This is a genomic window from Aliikangiella coralliicola (genome assembly GCF_007004725.1).
Lineage (GTDB): Bacteria > Pseudomonadota > Gammaproteobacteria > Enterobacterales > Kangiellaceae > Aliikangiella > Aliikangiella coralliicola.
Genome location: NZ_ML660165.1, coordinates 124,709 through 141,907, shown reverse-complemented (window position 1 = coordinate 141,907; position 17,199 = coordinate 124,709). Strand labels below are relative to the sequence as shown.

Genomic DNA, 17,199 nt, shown 5'->3' with positions numbered 1-17,199 from the left:
TTAAATTAGTTTTAGCTAAAGAGCTGGTTTTGCTCGCTCTATGATTTGGGTAAAAGAGACATTCTCGTTTAAAGTTCCATACATATTTCCACTTGTATTCTTAAGTCTATTTTCCACAAATGCTTCGGCGACAAAATCTTCTGAAAATTGAATTAAGCTTGAGGCTTGCCAAAGTATCGCCATTTTTTCAACTAAAATGCGGAGCTGATTTTCTGCAATTTTATTCGAGGCCAGTTGATTTTTTAACGTCGATAGTTGTTGATCAAAACACTTAATCTGGCCAACTGCCTTTTCCTGCTCAGCGATAAAAGCTTCGATAACTTTTGGTGTCCTGGTCATTGCTCGCGCAACATCAAGACATTGCACATTGCCGGAACCTTCCCAAATTGCGTTTATCGGAGATTCACGATACAGGCGAGCTAGAACATTATCTTCAACGACAGCAACACCACCGATGGATTCCATTGCTTCGTATGTGTGTTGCGGCGTTCTTTTGCAAATCCAATATTTGCCAATCGCAGTCCCCAGTCGAAAGAGCAATTGTTCATGCTCTTTCTCCTGATGATCGAGAGAATAGGCAAGGCGCATGCTAATTGCCAGCGCTGCTTCTGATTCTAAAGCCAGGTCCGCCAATACGTTTTGCATTAATGGTTGTTGATGCAGGTTTTTACCAAAAACCTCTCGGCCACCTGTATGGTGAAGCGCTTGCGCCGCTGCCAATCCCATAATAGCGGAGGAACCTACCATACAATCAAAGCGTGTCATTGCTACCATTTCTAAAATGGTACGAACACCACGTCCATCTTCTCCAATCATCCAGGCAAATGCACCGCGAAACTCTACTTCGGACGATGCATTAGACACGTTGCCCATTTTGTTTTTCAGGCGTTGAATATGCATCTCATTTTTATGACCATCAGGCTTCCATCGAGGTAACAAAAAACAGGATAAACCTTTATTAGTATTCGCCAGTACCAGAAAGGCGTCACACATGGGCGCTGAGCAAAACCATTTGTGTCCAACGAGTTCATAGGCTTTGCCCGGTCCAGGCTCGCCAATTGGAAATGCTCTGGTAGTATTGGCCCGAACATCTGACCCCCCTTGTTTTTCTGTCATTGCCATGCCGATAGTCAATCCATTTTTTTCAAAAAATGGGCGATTGTCGGGGTCATATTCATTGCTAAGAACTTTGGGCAACCATTTTTCTGCGATGTCTGGTTGATGTTTTAGTGCTGGAACAGCAGCGAAAGTCATTGTTAAGGGACAACCGCTGCCCGGGTCGGCTTGAGTGTGGAGATATTCAAGCGCAGCACGGACAACATGCGTGCCTTTTTCGGGGTTTGTCCACGGTATGTTGTGATGGCCGGCATTAATCGCTGCTTTCATCAATTGGTGATAAGCAGGATGATACTTAACCTGGTCAATTCGATTGCCAAATCTGTCGTGACTTTGAAATTCGGGCTTATGACTATTGGCTGAAAATCCCGCTGTTAACAGCTCGTGTCCAACTTGGTGCCCATAATTTGCTAACTTTTGTTCACCCCAAACCCCTCCGAATTTTTCAACATAATTGAGCAAAATATTATTTGAAGTAAAGGCATTGTAATTTTCCAGGGGGCTAGGCTGGTTGAACACCTGGTGAGTTTCCGCGGTGATGATTTGACCGTCTCTAAGTTGGTCGGTTTGAGATTGACCTGGCTGTTGCGTGTTCATGAGTAACTGGCTGACTAGAAACTGGTACGATGACTATAGCACTCTCTCGATTAACAAATAAAGGGCTATTTTTTCAGGCTTAAATGTCCGTCAACTCAATCGTTAAACAACAAAATTCATTAAATTTTCAATAATTTAGCGCGTTTTCCTCACAAATTACTCAAAATTGCCAGATTTTTACACATTTACGGTTAATTTCTCCCTTTCAATTGGTTATAGTTCCCTACTTTAGGGGCTTTGAAGCGTAACAAACGATAATAATGTCAGTTGAATTTATTTGGCCAATCAGTGTCTACTACGAAGATACCGATGCTGGCGGAGTGGTTTATCACGCCAATTATCTCAAGTTTTTTGAGCGTGCACGAAGCGAATGGTTAAGAAGTCTTGGGATTAATCAGGCTGACTTATTTGCTCAAGATATCGCATTTGCCGTCAAAAAGTCGGATGTTGATTATGTCAAGCCGGTAAGGTTTGGTGACGAAGTTGAAGTCATTACTCACTTAACAGCAATTCGTGGTGCCAGTTTGCAATTTGAACAAAAACTTTTTCTACATGGCGACCGTCAACAGGTATTATGCAAAGCCGAAATTAGCGTTGTCAGTTTAAAATTAGAATCATTTACACCCTGCCGCATACCGGCAGCTGTTAGGGAGGTACTTCAGCGTGTCTGCTGATATGTCAATTATCAATCTATTTTTAGAAGCCAGCATCGTGGTGCAACTGGTTATGGTTTTGCTTTTATTATTGTCGGTTATTTCCTGGGCGATGATTCTGGAGCGAAGCCGCGGCCTCAAATCTGCGGTCAATGCTGGCAATAAGTTTGAAGAAAGGTTTTGGTCCGGTATTGATCTCGGCAAGCTTTATAACGATTTAACCAGCCGACAGACTCAGCCAACGGGTATGGAGTTGTTGTTTTTAGCCGGCTATCGCGAATTTGCTCGTTTACGCAAGCAATCCGGAACTTCAGCGCAGGCGGTAATGGATGGAACCCATAGAGCCATGCGAGTTGCTTATTCACGTGAAATCGACAAAGTTGAAGTGCACCTGTCATTTTTAGCGACGGTTGGTTCTACAACACCTTATGTCGGGTTATTTGGAACGGTTTGGGGGATCATGAACTCTTTTATCGCTCTGGGAAGCGTAAAACAGGCCACTTTAGCCATGGTTGCGCCCGGAATTGCTGAGGCGCTGATTGCGACGGCAATGGGACTATTTGCTGCGATTCCCGCTGTAATCGCTTACAACCGGTTTACCCATAAAGTTCAGAAGATAGAAACTCAATATGAAAATTTTGTCGAAGAGTTTTCAGGAATTCTTCACCGAAAGGCTCACAGTAAAGTATCTGGGCAGTGAGTAAGTACTTATGAGTCAATTGCCGATCAAACGCAAAAATAAGCGAAGACCCGTCGCTGAAATTAATGTTGTACCTTACATCGATGTAATGTTGGTTTTGCTGGTGATTTTTATGATCACAGCACCATTGATTACTGCCGGCGTTAAAGTTGATTTGCCCGAAGTAGATGCAGAACCGATTTCAGCTAACGACGAGCCGCCACTGATTGCGAGTATTGATTCAAGCGGAAATTACTATTTGTCAGTGGGGCAATCATCGGATCAAGCGTTAGAAGCCCATGAGTTAGTTGAGTTAGTGGCCGCTCACCTTAAGTTGAATCCGAATGCAGAAGTGATGATCAACGGCGATCGGAATGTTTCCTATGACAAAGTGGTCCAATTGATGGTGCTGCTGCAGACAGAAGCTGGTATTGAGTCAATTGGTTTAATGACTGATCCAGAAAGTTAGCTTAGAGATTGAGTAAGTTCAGTTATCTAAATGAAAGACCAAGTTGATTAAATTTGATGTATTGAAAAAGTTTGCTGCCAATGAAGTTAAATAATGCCATTTTATTGTCAATTGTTGCTCACATCGGGTTAGTTGCGTTATTGGTATCAAATTATCAGTTTGCGAAAATTGAAGTCAAACAGTCTTCTGCTCCGATGGAGAAGATTAATGCCAAGGCGATCAATAGTCAGCGAGTAGAGCAACTGGTTAAAAAGCTGAAACAGGAAAAACTTGATCAAAAAAGGAAAGAAAAACAGCGATTAGATCAGCTTAAGAAAGCAGAAGATGATGCTAAGCGGAAACGGGTTGAGGAAGAAAAGAAAGCGGACGATGCCCGGAAAAAAAGGAAGAAGGCTGAAGAGAAAAGAAAAGCTGAAGAAAAAAAAGCAGCAGATCTAAAGAAAAAAAGAATTAAAGAAGAGAAGGAAAGAAAGAAAAAAGCTGACGCTGAGAAAAAACGCAAAGCTGAAGCCGAAAGAAAGCGAAAGTTAGAAGAAGAGCGAAAGCGCAAGGCGAAGGCTGAAGCTGAACGAAAACGCAAGGAAGCCGAGGAAAAAGCACGCCAAGAAGCGATTGAACGAGAAATGCAGGCGCAGATGGATGCTGAGGCTGCGGAGCTTGAAGCTGCCCATAGGCAACAGGTATTGAGCGAAGTTGATAAGTTTAACCAGTTGATTCGAGGGAAGATTAAGAGGAATTGGTTTAAACCAGAGAAAAAAGGATCCTGTACATTTAGAATCGGTATTGCACCAGATGGATTAGTCTACCAGATTGAAGTTGTCAGGGGAGATCCGGTCCATTGCGAATCGGGAAGAAGGGCTATTTTGAGAGCTGAGCCTTTGCCTATGTCGAAAGATCCTGATGTTTACGCGGAACTAAAAACTAGAACATTTGAGTTAGAAAATGAGAACGATGAAGATTCACTATAAAACTGTTTTATCGATTATTGCCTTTTTCATATGCGGGCATGCGCTTGCTGAAGAAATTAAACTCGATTTTGTTATAAGCGAAGGTATTGATAGTGCTCGTCCTATAGCAGTACTACCCTTTTCGTGGAAGGGAGTCGCAGATCGACCTTTACATGATGTATCGTCAGTTGTTGGAGCTGACCTTCGCCGTAGTGGTCGATTTAACCCAATGGCCCGCCATGAACTTGTTCAACAAGTCGATAAATACCAGGACGTTAATTTAGAACTTTGGCGAGAAAAAGGAATTGAAGCAGTTGTTGTGGGTAATATTGAAGAGCAACCTGATGGTCGCCTAAAAGTGGGTTATGAGCTTGTCGATATTTTTCGCAAGCAACAAGAAGTACGTAATGGTGAACTCGTCAATGTTGATAGAAATCGGCTCGATTCCTACACGGCTTTTGTTAATGCAAAAGACTTGCGTTTCCATGCCCATAGAATTGCCGATAGAGTATACGAAAAGCTCACCGGTGAACGTGGTGCATTTGCGACAAAAATTGCCTATGTCAGTGTTGATCGCAGCCAAACTAAGCCTTATCGGTTAATGGTTGCCGACTCAGATGGCTTTGCGCCACAAACTATATTTGCCTCGACCCAACCGATTATGTCACCGGCCTGGTCGCCAGATGCCAAGAAGCTCGCCTATGTTTCGTTTGAAAATGGCCGTTCTGAAGTTTATATACAAGATATTTATATTGCGAATAGTCGCAAAAGAGTAGCGGCCTTTGAAGGAATTAATAGTGCACCGGCATTTTCTCCTGATGGTCGAAGACTGGCTTTGACCCTTTCTCGTGATGGAAATCCCGAAATTTATGTACTAGATTTGACTAGTCACCGATTCTCTCGTATAACGAAGAAAATTAACTCAATAGAAACCGAGCCAAGTTGGACACCTGATGGCCAGTCACTTTTGTTTACTTCAGACAGAGGTCGGGGCCCGCAGATATACAAACAGAACCTGGCGAGTAATCGGGCACAACGGGTAACCTGGGAAGGAAATTACAACGCAAGTGCAGCATTAACGCCAGATGGGAAAACCATGGTGCTTATTAATAGGACTAATGGTATATTCCACGTAGCTGTGCAGGACGTAGAAACAAATACGATGCAAACTTTGACCAAGACTTCGTTGGACGAGTCTCCTAGTTTGGCACCAAATGGCAGTATGGTGATCTATGCAACGGTTTATCGTAATAGGCAAGTATTATCAGTAGTTTCAACGGATGGCCGATTTAAGGCGCGTTTACCTTCAAGGCAGGGAGAAGTAAAGGCACCAGTATGGTCGCCGTATCTCAATTAGAGTTTTTAATTGAAGTATTAACGAGTTGGGATATTAAAGAGTTGAAATATTACAGATCTGGATTGATGACAAACTTGAATGAGTTTTGAATAAATTGGCTGATTAATTAAAATATCGCCGGATTAATAACGCTCAAACTCAAGAATCGATAAATCTGTCATTGTTTTACCGAGTAAAAATCGGGGATAATGGCGGAATAACGAGAATCACTAGAATTTTAAACTAAAAGCTAATAAATAGGAGCATTCTAATGTCTATTACCAAATTGGGGAAAGGCCTGGTCATTCTGGCTTCAGCGACTTTCTTATTTGCCTGTGCGTCTGACGGTCAAGAAGAAACACAAACCGTTACACCTCCAGTTGAAGAAACAACGACAACAACAATTGATACGCCTCCACCAAAATCGGCTGAAGAGCTTGCAGCGGAAGCCAATGCAGAAACTCGTAAAGCTCGCACTGTGTATTTTGATCTAGACGATGACACAGTCAGTTCTGAAGGTCGTGCACTATTAGAAGCTCATGCATGGTTCCTGGCGAAAAACCCAAGTGTAGTAATTACTGTTGACGGTCACTGTGACGAGCGTGGTACGCCGGCTTACAACTTGGCATTAGGCGAGCGTCGTGCAAAAGCTGTCGCGCAAATCTTGATGTTGAATGGTGTATCTTCTTCACAAATCAAAACTGTTAGTCACGGCGAAGAACAGCCTGCGGTTCAAGGTCATGACGAAAGTGCATGGTCTAAAAACCGACGTGGCGAACTAAGCTATGACGGATAAGTCTTTGTTGTTAGTGGCGACGTTTGTCGCCACTGTTTCCTCTTCTGTTTCTGCCGCCTCTCAATCGACTCTCGAACAACGCATCGAACAACTCGAACAGCAAAACCAGACTCGTAGTCAATTACAGTCTGAAATGAGTACACAAGTCATTGAATTACAAAAAGAAGTCCGAGAACTTCGCGGTATTATTGAAGAGCATGAATTTAAATTACAGCAAATCCAGGAACGTCAGCGAGATTTGTATCGTGATATCGAAACCCGCTTAAGTGCTATTCCAAGAAATAACTCATCAAGTAATCAAGCGCAAACTTCTACTTCGTCTAGTACGGCAGTGAAAACACCAGTTGTTAGTCCCAACACTGCAAGTCAGGTGAGGCAGGCTGTTGGTTCTGGCGATGAGCGTAAAGAGTTCGAAGCGGCGTTTAAATTGGTGAGAAACAAAGAATATACCAAAGCAGTGCAGGGGTTTGAGGCGTTTTTGCAACAATATCCTAGTGGTAGTTATTCAGACAACGCCAGGTTCTGGATTGGTCAGGTTTATTTTGCCCAGTCAAAACTGGTTGAAGCAGAGCAACAATTTGTTCAATTAAGAAAGGACTTTCCGGATTCTTCAAAAATGTCTGCGGCTATTCTGAAAATTGCTGAAATCAAAGTAAAGCAAGAAAAATGGCAGGAAGCAAAAGCACTTTATAATGAAGTTGTCAGTAAATATTCCGGCGCACCTCAGCAGCTCGCGCGCAAAGGATTACAGGATATTAAGCAAGCAGGGCATTAATATCCCTGATTTCAATAAAGATTAAAGTCGAAAAGGGCGATTATACTATCGTCCTTTTTTATTTTGGGCGGGATGTTTTTACCCAAAATCTTTCTGATAAAAAACGCTACCATAGATAAATTACCGTAAATCAAAGGTTTATCGATAAGTGTCCAGTGGTGCAAAAGTGTGGCGTTTTTATACTCAATAAAGTCTGGTGACTAAGCTCGAATTCCCCTTCATTCTCCGGTAAAATCCCTCAACCGACGACTAATCGAATTTTTATTTTGCCACGTCTTAGAATTACCGAAATTTTCTACTCTCTACAGGGCGAATCCTCGACTATCGGCAAACCGACCCTGTTTGTCAGGTTAACAGGTTGCCCATTACGATGTGTCTGGTGCGATACAGAATATGCATTCAGTGGTGGTGAGTATTGGGAACTAGAAGAGCTGGTCGCTAAAATTGAGTCTTATCAACCACAGCACATTTGTGTCACCGGAGGAGAGCCATTAGCGCAGCGAAAACCCTGTGAAGCTTTAATGGTCGCATTGTGCGATAAAGGTTACTCGGTATCCATCGAGACCAGCGGCGCCATTGATGTCTCTGATGTTGATCCCAGAGTCACTAAAGTCATGGACTTAAAAGCGCCGGACTCAGGTGAAATGGGAAAAAACCTTTACAGTAATATTCAGCATCTGGATAAATCAGATGAAGTTAAATTCGTTATCATGAGCCGCAAAGATTATGATTGGGCAAAAATGCAGTTGTCACAGTACCAGTTGTCCGAAAAAACCAATGTATTATTTTCTCCGTGCTTTGGAGAAATTAATGAAAAGGAATTAGCTGAATGGATTATTGCTGACAATTTACCGGTGAGATTTCAAATTCAAATGCATAAAATTTTATGGGATGACGCTGCCGGTCACTAGTTATTGTCACTTGTTGTCATTTCGATTAAGTTAACCTGAAATTGCGACAATGAGTATCGGCATTTAGATATTGTCAATTTAATGAATACCTTAGCCCGAACCAAAGTTAATTGATTGGAAGTTTATGAGTAAGAAAAAAGCGATTATTTTGTTGTCTGGTGGGCTCGATTCGACCACTTGTCTTGCGATAGCTCAGTCGGAAAATTATGACTGTTATGCACTCAGTTTTCGCTATGGACAAAAACATTCATCAGAATTAGAGGCGGCGCAACGAATCGCTAAAAATGCTAAGGTAAAGTTACATAAAATAATCGATCTCAATTTGGGCAGTTTTGGCGGCTCTGCGCTAACAGATGACTCGATCGAAGTACCTAAGGGCGGGACTGAAGGAATTCCTGTGACTTACGTTCCGGCGAGAAATACAGTATTTTTGTCGATTGCCTTAGCCTGGGCCGAAGTGCTTGAAGCCGATTTTATTTTTGCAGGTGTCAACGCCGTTGATTATTCGGGTTACCCCGATTGTCGACCTGAATATATCGATGCTTTTCAAAAGATGGCCGATCTCGCGACCAAGGCTGGTATTGAAGGTCGAGGAGTAAAATTGATCACTCCGCTTATTGATCTCACTAAGGTTGAAATTATACAGCGCGGTCATTCACTCGGCGTTGATTATTCACAAACAGTTTCGTGTTATGACGCTGATGTCGATGGAAAAGCATGTGGAGAGTGTGATTCTTGCCTCATTCGAAAAAATGCATTTGAAAGTGCGCAGGTCAGCGATCCAACGATTTATCATTCTTAAAAATTCGATTTAAATCAAAGGAAATTAAAATCGATGATTATTTACAAGAAGGGCTATCCACAAGAAGGGACTATTTACAAGAAGGAACTATCTACAACAAGAGACTGTTTACACTAAATGAAAAGTCCACAATAAAGGCGAGATTACCAACCAGTGTTTTTTGAAGGGCAACATCAAGATTTTTTTCGTCCACTAACCAGTAAATATCGAGAGCAAATTCTCGAATGTTTACAATTGCTTTATAGCCGGCTTTATACCAGTCAGGCCGATTACTCTCAGCTTCTTTCCCGTGAAATGGTAATTGATTGTTTTCAAGAGGCAATCGCCAGAGCGCCGCTTTTAGAAACTCAGCAGGATGATGAATTTAATCAACCGGTCAGAAATGATAGAGAGCAAGCCAGTTGGACGCTTAATTTATTATTGGAGCATGCCTGGTTGGAAAAACAGGTTGATGAAACAACCTTGCAAAGCACTTATGCGTTTACCCGAATTGGCCGTTTGTTTACGCAACCAATTATCGAACTCAACCAAGGTCGCTTCAGAACGCGACACCGCAATACGCGTAACACACGCAATGCCTTAAAAATTTTTGTTGAGCAGGGCGATGTCTATGATTTGTTAGATGCTTTCGAATATTCGGAGCGAATCATCAGCGATTTTACTGATGTTATCGGCGAGTTGGAAGAGCGGAAGCGTTCCTTAATCCAGGAAGTAGAATCTCAGCAGCTCGTGCAAAAAGCGAGTGATGAATTTTTTGATTTTATGGAAAAGCGTTTTGTGCCTGATCTGGCGATTCGATTGTCAGTGGATAGTGTCGAAAAATATCGTGACGAAATCGTGTCGACAATTGGAACTGCAAGACGAAAAAGAAAGGAGTTTAAACTCAAAGTTGAACAGGAATTACGCAAAACAGTGCCGGAGCTTGTTGATTCGGAAACTCAATCTTTGTTGTTTATTCTACTTGATAAAATTGAACAAAGAATTCATAACGCGAGTGAAATAATGTTACCTGCATTGCGTCGAGCTTTACTTAACTTCACTCGTCGTGCAGATATCATCATGAGACAGCTCAGCTTCAGCTATCAGGGGGGCGGCGATCAACTGCTCAACAATTTGCGCGATCTGGCGGCGATGGATGACGAAAAATTTCAGCATAAAATGTATGAGGTGAGCGAGCAGCTGGCAGGTTTAAAAGTAGAGTTTCTTGACCCGGCGCAATTAAAAATCTACACCGGACGAACCAGAAAAATTATTGATACGCGTGTCGAGGCGCTTTTAGAAATGGATGAGGATGCGCGCAAAGAATTTTATTTACAACAGGTTCTTGAGAAAGCATTTACTGTCAATAATCAACAAATGAGCCGCTATCTAATTGATTCATTGGCTAAGGGGCATCAAATCGACTTACACCAATTACCAGTGAACGATGCTAAACAGCTGCTTATGCGAAGCCATGCAATTGAAGCCGGTAGCGCAGGACGCCAGTCGAGTGAATTTGAGTTTAATGTTGAAGAAACACACCAACGTGTCAAAGACGAATATTTTGAAGAAGCGGATGGTTTTACCCTCAAGCTGGTAAACAAAACGATTGACGAGAAAAGCGAATGAATTTAAGTGATTATTTAGCACAACGCCTGGAAGAAACGGGTATATCTGAAAGTGAATTTCAAGAGTTGATCATTCGCCTGGTAAATTACTCCGTTATTGTTCGTGATGAAAGTCAGACTGAGCAACAACTTTTTGATCGTTTGGTTAGGTGCCGAGAACTGGTAGAGGAATATTTAGCGGTTATTGGTATCCAAATTCATATGGATACCAGATTTGAGTACGTTCGTGTTTATCCGCCTTCAAGTGAAATTCCTGGAATTAAAGAGGCCGACGAAAATGCCTGGAGTGGCAGTCTAAGAAATCGATTGTCGCAGTATGAAGTGGCATTGGTATTAGTGCTGAGAGCGCAATACGAAAAAGCGCTCAGGGAAGGAAAAATAGACGAAAAAGGTTACGCGCTTGACTCAATTGAATCTTTGATTATTGCGGCAAAAAATTTATTAGGACGAAATTTACCAGAGAAACTAACTGAACGAAAAAAATTATTTCAACGACTAAGACTGCTCCGACTGATCGACTTTCGTTCAGACGAAGCATTTGACACCGGTGAAGGCTGGATCAAGATTCACCCTATGATTGTTACTTTTGTAAGTGATACTGCGGTGGATGCGCTGGCATCAGAAAGTAATAGTGAAACCGAAGTTGAAGAGATAGATGGGGAAAAGCTAGGCATGGAAGAGCTCGCGACTTCTGAAAAGAGCTGCAATGAAAAAACGGTGATCAGTGAGCGTCAAGATTTGCCCGAAGGAGAAATGAATGTTTCTTAAAAAGCTCATTATGGTTAATTGGGGGAACCTGCCCAATAACGAATTTGAATTTGGGCCCGTGAATCTATTTTCTGGCGGAAATGGTTCTGGAAAAACCACTGCTGCGGATATGATCCAGACGATTATGACCGCGGCCCATGAAAATTTATTTCAGTATAACCCCGGACAAGACGAAACTACTCAGAAGGGAAGAGGGGGCAAAAAAGTTAGAACACTGGCATCCTATATTTTGGGGTGTGATGATGGTAGTTATGCCCGTTTAAATCCCAGTGATGGATATATGGCTGCGGTGTTTCATCCGACGCAAGGTGAGAGCGGTGATCCCTTTACAGCATTAATCGGTGTGAGAGCCTGGTTAGAAACCGCCGGCAAAAATCGCCTGGCGCGTCAGGAAGAGTTGGTATTTTATATTCTTACTCAACAGCAAAACAGGAGTTTATCTCTCGCTGATTTACAACCAGCAGATTCGGTACTTACACTGGATAACTTGCACTCAACTTTGATCCAGTTTTTTGGAAAAACCAGTGTTGAAAAATATGATACTAAACGCGCCTATTTAAGACGTTTGTATGGTGTGCTAAGGGGAAAAAAAGACGCTGTCACCGAAATTGAGGCAATGAACGCCGCTAAAGCATTTTCCCGGTTTATGGCCTATAAACCAGTGCAGAGTATTAACCGTTTTGTCGCCGATGAAATTTTGGAAAAAAAGGACCTTGGAGAAGCTATTCGTTCTATCTCTGGCCAGCTTAAAACGATTCATGGAATGGAAAGTGACGCCAGCCGTATTCAGGAGTCCGTTGATATTCTGGATTCTGCAATTAACAGTAGCCAGAGTTATATTGAAGGATGGCGAGATTTACAAGTCTCTCGCTATACAGTCGCCAAACATGAATATTTGGTTCGACAAAAAGATTATTTAAAAGCGAAAGACAAAGAGTCTCATTTCAGATCTCAACTTACCGAGCTGGAACAAAAGATTGATGTTAATGGACAAAGGGTTGAACAACTCCATGAACAGCGAGTTGCACTCGAAGCGCAGCGAATGGGTATTGAAGCGCTACAGCAAAAAGATGAATTAGAAAAACAGCGTGATATTCAAAATAAAAAAGTCACTCAAATAGGCGTTAACCTGCTACGTGAAAGCCAAACCCTTGAACAGGGAGTTGTAGCAACTCGTCAGATTACAAAATTGATTCAGAGTGCAGAAATTCAATCGGAAATTGATTCATTGTCTGAATTGAGCATGCTCGGGACTGCAAAGAAGCTGCTCGCTTTGGAGCCCGATAAAGCGCTAGATGTGCAGAGTCTAGTTGGCTCAGATATTCTTAACGATATTCAAGGATTGGAAATACAACTGGATACATTTCGTCACGCCGAAAAAATGTATAACCAATGGCATAGTCTTTGGTTTGAAAGCCATCAAGGGTTGAAACCACTAAATACTCAGGTTGCAAATCAACTCGATCGGTTAGAACTGGCTTACGAGCAATCAGCGAAAGAGCGGCAACTCAAAGAACGCATTGTTGAAAAACTTGAAAAGCAAAAAGTTGCTTACCCCGAACATGTTGAAAAAGCACTGGCTGCTATTGAGAACCTATGTCCTAAAGCTGACCCCAGAGTGCTTTGTGACCATGTTGAAGTCACCGATCCCAAATGGCAGTCGGCTATTGAAGGGTATTTAGGCGGTGCTCGTTTTTCAATCTTAGTTGACGAAGATTATGAAGCAGAAGCTATTCGTATCGTGCGTGGATTGCCAGGTAGGTTTAACCGCGCTCGAATAATCCAAGGGAAAAAAGCGGAACAAGATGCATCAAGAAGCTCTCTTGATAAAGACTCGATTTGTCAGGTAATGCAGTTCACTCATAGTACTGCAAAGCACTTTATTATTGCGAGCTATGGCAATGTGTTAAGAGTTAAAGATGAACAGGAACTCCGTTTTACCCGTCGAGGGTTAACTGCTGATTGTATTGCTTCTGGAAACTATGCGATGTTTCGTTGTGATATCAGTGAAAGTGATTTGGTATTTGGGGCTGAAGCACGGCAGCGAGCTTTACTTGGTCATAAAGACGAACTTGATAAAATTACCATTCAATGGAATCAGCTTAATCAGCGTATGTTGAAGGTTAACCAACTGAATGAACAAGTCATAAAGTTGGCAAAAGTTGAACTGACGGAGCAGTTGTCGGAAGCATTAACCTGTCGTAGAGAACTTCAAAAAATTGAAAATTTGATTGCGCAAATTGACCTTTCGGATCACCAAGAATTGGAAGATAAATTACTTCAACTTGCCAATGAAGAAATGGAGCGACAGCAAGAAGGAAAAATGCTGATAGAGGAATCAGGAAAGTTCAAAAACAAATTGGAAACACTCACCAAGAGTTTTACCAAATTGAGCGACGAACAGGAGAAGACTTTAGAGCAAGTCGATACTTGTGAAGATGAGCTACAAAAGCTGCTCGCAATCTGGCCCGATTTTGATATTGATACGCATCTTAACCAAGCAGATATTGATGCTAAATCACTGCAGTTAGCCACCGCTCAAACCGCACTTCATGAACAAGAGAACGGACTGTATCGTTTTGAACGACAGTTGGATGATGCGGTTAAAACGCACAATCAGATTTGTAAGCCTGGAGATTCGTTGGTTTATGAGTCATTTAGTAGCGAACTCGATCTCGTGTTATTTGGAAAAATAGTCAAGTTACAACAACAGATCGATAACATTTTTAATCGCCTGAAAAATAATATTTTGCTGGAGAAACATCAGCAACTTATTCAATTGAAGGAAAGTTTCAACCACACCTTTGTGAGTAATCTTTGCCACTCTATTCATCAAGCAATCAATGATGGTAAGCGTCAAATTGATCTGTTAAATAAGGAACTTCAAAATCACCGGTTCGGCGATGACCGTGAATCATTTCGTTTTGATTATGAGTGGGTGCCAGAGTTTAGAGAGTACGCGCGCTTCTTTGATGAAGTAATCAAGAATCCGGAGCTTAATGATGGTCAGACTTTATTTGAAGCAAAATTGAAAAAGAATTCAATCGAAGTTCGAGATCGATTGATGAATATGTTACTTGAAGAAGACAGTGACAAAGCGTTGCGAGAGTTATCCAGAATTGCTGATTATCGTAACTATCGGCAATACGAGATCTACAAAGAAGTTGAAGGCAAACCGCCGATAGCTTTAAGTGAGTATGGTACTGGTAGTGGCGGTCAGCTGGAAACACCGGCTTATATCATACGAGCTGCGGCAATTACTTCGGCTTTTCGATTTGCGGAAGGTCGTTGTCATTTAAGAACTGTGCTAGTGGATGAAGCGTTTTCAAAAATGGATGAAACACGCTCCAGAGAAGTGATTAATTATTTGACGGAATCTCTGGGATTACAATTAGTGTTTATTATGCCGACTAGTAAATGTGGTCCTTTTATGGATTTAATTAGCAATGAGTTCGTATTCGCAAAATGTCCAAGTCCAGAGAAACGCGGTGAACTCTATACCAGAGTTCTGGTTGACAGAAAAGTCTGTAATCAGGAAAAGATAAAGTCATTATGGGCGAACCACAAGCGAACCGTGCACCGACAAGCAGAGCTCGACTTTTTGAGCGAGTTAAGTGCTGAAGAGGTTGAGTAGACTATGCTGAATCAGCTACTGGAGAAACCTCCCTGGTTGGCTGAAGAAAAAGCAATTGAAGCCTTGTTGGTCAGGCTGCTGAAACGAGCAGAAAAATCAGCGGGAAAAATTAAAACCAGCGCGATAACATTAGCAGAAAGTACATTCCAGCGTGACGAAACCGGTGAATTGAGTTGGTCTAATCTTAATACCCTGGCAGATACTATTTTGGAGATCCGCTCCTCAAAAAAAATTGATGCGTACGAATATCCATGGGTTCGAGCGAAAGTATCGCTGCTAATGGAAAGCGAAAACCTGGTACGCTCATGGCTTTCGATTGAAAAAAGCGAGTTAGTTAATTGGCAGTCAGCGATTGCTCACTATGTCACTACGCATCCTGAAGTCAGAGACCATTGTAATTTTGAATCACTTAAAAAAAATGCAATTAGTTTTACAGGAAAAACTTCAAATGAAATTTTAGACGCCCTTTTTTCCCTCTCTGAAGATAACCAAAGTTCAAAGACTCTCAAGGAGTTGAGTGCAAAATATTTTTGGGGTGATTCTAAAGTATTAGAAGCAAAATCAGACTGGCTTAAACAAACTTTTCCTCGGCTTAAAGTTTTTGATAAGCAGATAATGGTTAATTTTTACTTACCCGAAGATTATCAATGTGTGTTGTTTGTTGAAAACAAGGATACTTTTCATCAATTGATATCAAAGAAGCCTCAAGTTATTGATCAGGCTGCTTTAGTTTACTGCTCTGGTTTTCTTGGCGCAGCGACAAGGATTAGAGATACAGCTTCTATTAATTTCTTCCAGGCGATTGAGAGTATCGGTACTAGTGCTCGATTGATAGATTGGTGGCTCAATGATTCCAACCATTCTTTCCCGGTGCACTTCTGGGGAGACTTTGACTTTGCTGCGATGGCAATTTTAAAAGCACTCAGAAATAATTTCGAAAATGCACAAGCGTGGCGCCCAGGATATGGCGCGATGCTCGAGGCTGTGGAATATGGGCACGGACATTCAATATCCCATCGAAAGAAACAAGGACAAAATGATCCAGTAAAAACTGGCTGTCATTTTGCTGATCAGATTGTTTTACCTTCACTTCGAAATCGGCAATACTGTTTTGATCAAGAAGGTATTGATTTTAATCAGTTGGAGGCATTTAAGCGTGAAGGCTAGAGTTGAATTGCAGATTGATAACCAGGTGGCCCTGGTAAAATTAAATCGTCCAGAAAAACATAACGCACTCGATATGCCGATGTTTTATGCAATCGATAAAGTGATTCGTCAGCTTAAAAAAGAGAAAGCAGTCAGATGTGTCATTGTTAGTGGTAACGGAGAGAGCTTTTGTTCGGGACTGGATGTAAAGTCGGTGATGACCAATCGTAAAAGTGCGCTGAAGCTGCTTTGGAAATGGTGGCCTCGCCAGGCTAATATGGCGCAAAGAGTTACTGTGGGCTGGCGTCATTTAAAAGTGCCGGTGATCATGGCTGTTCACGGTAAATGTTGGGGGGCTGGAATGCAAATCGCGCTCGGTGGTGATTTCAGAATTGCTGCAGCTGATACATCACTCGCAATTATGGAAGCGCGCTGGGGCCTGATACCTGATATGGGTGGAACGCTCGCACTTCGTGAAAATATGCCTGTAGACCGTGCGATGCAACTGGCTATGATGGCAGAACCGATAGGCTCAGATAAAGCATTAGAGATGCAACTAATTACTCAGATTAGTAATGATCCGCTAACCGCATCCAATCAATTAGCCGAGCAATTGAAACAACGATCTCCCGATACGAACTATCGAATAAAGAAACTATATCACCAAATATGGAGCCGAAGTGAAGGAAAAGTTTTAGCGGGAGAAACGCTAAACCAATGGCGCATTTTGCTAGGCAAAAATCAAAGAATTGCGGTAAAACGGCAAACGGGACAATCGAATATTGATTATGTCTAAGGTCGCGCGTGCCGTTAAGTCATTGCACTAAATTCCTGAGAAGGAAAAATTTTATTGAATAATTTGTTTGAGATATCGTATTAAAGTAATGTAGTTCGAATTCGCTATTTTTAGCCGCGTACTTTCAGCTTGATCTGAACTAAGTATTTTGAATATGGCATTTTAAA

Annotated in this window: 15 protein-coding genes; 14 read left to right on the top strand and 1 reads right to left on the bottom strand. The window is 41.9% G+C overall.

Annotated elements, in window-relative coordinates; translation table 11 throughout:
- Positions 1 to 15: 15 nt before the first annotated feature.
- Positions 16 to 1,713: an acyl-CoA dehydrogenase family protein gene (locus FLL46_RS13975; protein ID WP_142894403.1), complete on the bottom strand. Its 1,698-nt coding sequence runs from the start codon at positions 1,711 to 1,713 to the stop codon at positions 16 to 18.
- 260 nt (positions 1,714 to 1,973) lie between these two features.
- Between FLL46_RS13975 and ybgC the strand changes: the two genes are divergently transcribed.
- The 14 genes from ybgC to FLL46_RS13905 all read left to right on the top strand — a co-directional run bounded on the left by ybgC (position 1,974) and on the right by FLL46_RS13905 (position 17,032).
- Complete coding sequence (gene ybgC, locus FLL46_RS13970; protein ID WP_142894401.1) at positions 1,974 to 2,387, top strand: tol-pal system-associated acyl-CoA thioesterase; 414 nt, start codon at positions 1,974 to 1,976, stop codon at positions 2,385 to 2,387.
- Positions 2,377 to 3,066, top strand: a complete 690-nt coding sequence (gene tolQ, locus FLL46_RS13965; protein ID WP_342779798.1) for a protein TolQ — start codon at positions 2,377 to 2,379, stop codon at positions 3,064 to 3,066. The genes ybgC and tolQ overlap by 11 nt, the downstream gene beginning before the upstream one ends.
- 10 nt (positions 3,067 to 3,076) lie before the next feature.
- Positions 3,077 to 3,514, top strand: a complete 438-nt coding sequence (tolR, locus tag FLL46_RS13960) for a protein TolR (protein ID WP_142894399.1) — start codon at positions 3,077 to 3,079, stop codon at positions 3,512 to 3,514.
- Between the two features lie 80 nt (positions 3,515 to 3,594).
- Positions 3,595 to 4,482 carry a cell envelope integrity protein TolA gene (tolA, locus tag FLL46_RS13955; RefSeq protein WP_142894397.1) on the top strand — a complete coding sequence of 296 codons (888 nt, stop codon included), beginning with the start codon at positions 3,595 to 3,597 and terminating at the stop codon, positions 4,480 to 4,482.
- Complete coding sequence (gene tolB, locus FLL46_RS13950) at positions 4,466 to 5,818, top strand: Tol-Pal system beta propeller repeat protein TolB (RefSeq protein WP_142894395.1); 1,353 nt, start codon at positions 4,466 to 4,468, stop codon at positions 5,816 to 5,818. Before tolA ends, tolB begins: the two co-directional genes overlap by 17 nt.
- A 250-nt stretch (positions 5,819 to 6,068) precedes the next feature.
- The gene (pal, locus tag FLL46_RS13945; protein ID WP_142894393.1) at positions 6,069 to 6,593 is read left to right on the top strand and encodes a peptidoglycan-associated lipoprotein Pal; all 525 of its coding nucleotides are present in this window, start codon (positions 6,069 to 6,071) and stop codon (positions 6,591 to 6,593) included.
- Positions 6,583 to 7,368 (top strand): tol-pal system protein YbgF, encoded by a 786-nt coding sequence (gene ybgF / locus FLL46_RS13940; RefSeq protein ID WP_142894391.1) that lies wholly within the window; start codon positions 6,583 to 6,585, stop codon positions 7,366 to 7,368. Before pal ends, ybgF begins: the two co-directional genes overlap by 11 nt.
- A 266-nt stretch (positions 7,369 to 7,634) precedes the next feature.
- Positions 7,635 to 8,279 (top strand): 7-carboxy-7-deazaguanine synthase QueE, encoded by a 645-nt coding sequence (gene queE, locus FLL46_RS13935; RefSeq protein ID WP_246119319.1) that lies wholly within the window; start codon positions 7,635 to 7,637, stop codon positions 8,277 to 8,279.
- A 124-nt stretch (positions 8,280 to 8,403) separates the two neighbouring features.
- On the top strand, positions 8,404 to 9,081 hold the full coding sequence (gene queC / locus FLL46_RS13930) for a 7-cyano-7-deazaguanine synthase QueC (protein WP_142894387.1): 678 nt from the start codon (positions 8,404 to 8,406) through the stop codon (positions 9,079 to 9,081).
- 153 nt (positions 9,082 to 9,234) lie between these two features.
- Complete coding sequence (locus FLL46_RS13925) at positions 9,235 to 10,689, top strand: Wadjet anti-phage system protein JetA family protein (protein WP_142894385.1); 1,455 nt, start codon at positions 9,235 to 9,237, stop codon at positions 10,687 to 10,689.
- Complete coding sequence (locus FLL46_RS13920) at positions 10,686 to 11,456, top strand: DUF4194 domain-containing protein (protein WP_142894383.1); 771 nt, start codon at positions 10,686 to 10,688, stop codon at positions 11,454 to 11,456. The genes FLL46_RS13925 and FLL46_RS13920 overlap by 4 nt, the downstream gene beginning before the upstream one ends.
- Positions 11,446 to 15,090 carry an ATP-binding protein gene (locus FLL46_RS13915; protein ID WP_142894381.1) on the top strand — a complete coding sequence of 1,215 codons (3,645 nt, stop codon included), beginning with the start codon at positions 11,446 to 11,448 and terminating at the stop codon, positions 15,088 to 15,090. The genes FLL46_RS13920 and FLL46_RS13915 overlap by 11 nt, the downstream gene beginning before the upstream one ends.
- 3 nt (positions 15,091 to 15,093) lie before the next feature.
- Positions 15,094 to 16,257: a Wadjet anti-phage system protein JetD domain-containing protein gene (locus FLL46_RS13910; RefSeq protein WP_142894378.1), complete on the top strand. Its 1,164-nt coding sequence runs from the start codon at positions 15,094 to 15,096 to the stop codon at positions 16,255 to 16,257.
- Positions 16,247 to 17,032 carry a crotonase/enoyl-CoA hydratase family protein gene (locus tag FLL46_RS13905; protein ID WP_142894376.1) on the top strand — a complete coding sequence of 262 codons (786 nt, stop codon included), beginning with the start codon at positions 16,247 to 16,249 and terminating at the stop codon, positions 17,030 to 17,032. Before FLL46_RS13910 ends, FLL46_RS13905 begins: the two co-directional genes overlap by 11 nt.
- The last annotated feature ends 167 nt before the right edge of the window (positions 17,033 to 17,199 follow it).

Excerpts from the sequence above, each read along its gene's own strand:
- tolB (WP_142894395.1), top strand. The coding sequence starts at position 4,466 with ATGAAGATTCACTATAAAACTGTTTTATCGATTATTGCCTTTTTCATA.
- queC (WP_142894387.1), top strand. The coding sequence starts at position 8,404 with ATGAGTAAGAAAAAAGCGATTATTTTGTTGTCTGGTGGGCTCGATTCG.
- tolA (WP_142894397.1), top strand. The coding sequence starts at position 3,595 with ATGAAGTTAAATAATGCCATTTTATTGTCAATTGTTGCTCACATCGGG.
- FLL46_RS13915 (WP_142894381.1), top strand. The coding sequence starts at position 11,446 with ATGTTTCTTAAAAAGCTCATTATGGTTAATTGGGGGAACCTGCCCAAT.
- tolR (WP_142894399.1), top strand. The coding sequence starts at position 3,077 with ATGAGTCAATTGCCGATCAAACGCAAAAATAAGCGAAGACCCGTCGCT.
- FLL46_RS13910 (WP_142894378.1), top strand. The coding sequence starts at position 15,094 with ATGCTGAATCAGCTACTGGAGAAACCTCCCTGGTTGGCTGAAGAAAAA.
- pal (WP_142894393.1), top strand. The coding sequence starts at position 6,069 with ATGTCTATTACCAAATTGGGGAAAGGCCTGGTCATTCTGGCTTCAGCG.
- FLL46_RS13975 (WP_142894403.1), bottom strand. The coding sequence starts at position 1,713 with ATGAACACGCAACAGCCAGGTCAATCTCAAACCGACCAACTTAGAGAC.
- ybgC (WP_142894401.1), top strand. The coding sequence starts at position 1,974 with ATGTCAGTTGAATTTATTTGGCCAATCAGTGTCTACTACGAAGATACC.
- FLL46_RS13920 (WP_142894383.1), top strand. The coding sequence starts at position 10,686 with ATGAATTTAAGTGATTATTTAGCACAACGCCTGGAAGAAACGGGTATA.
- ybgF (WP_142894391.1), top strand. The coding sequence starts at position 6,583 with ATGACGGATAAGTCTTTGTTGTTAGTGGCGACGTTTGTCGCCACTGTT.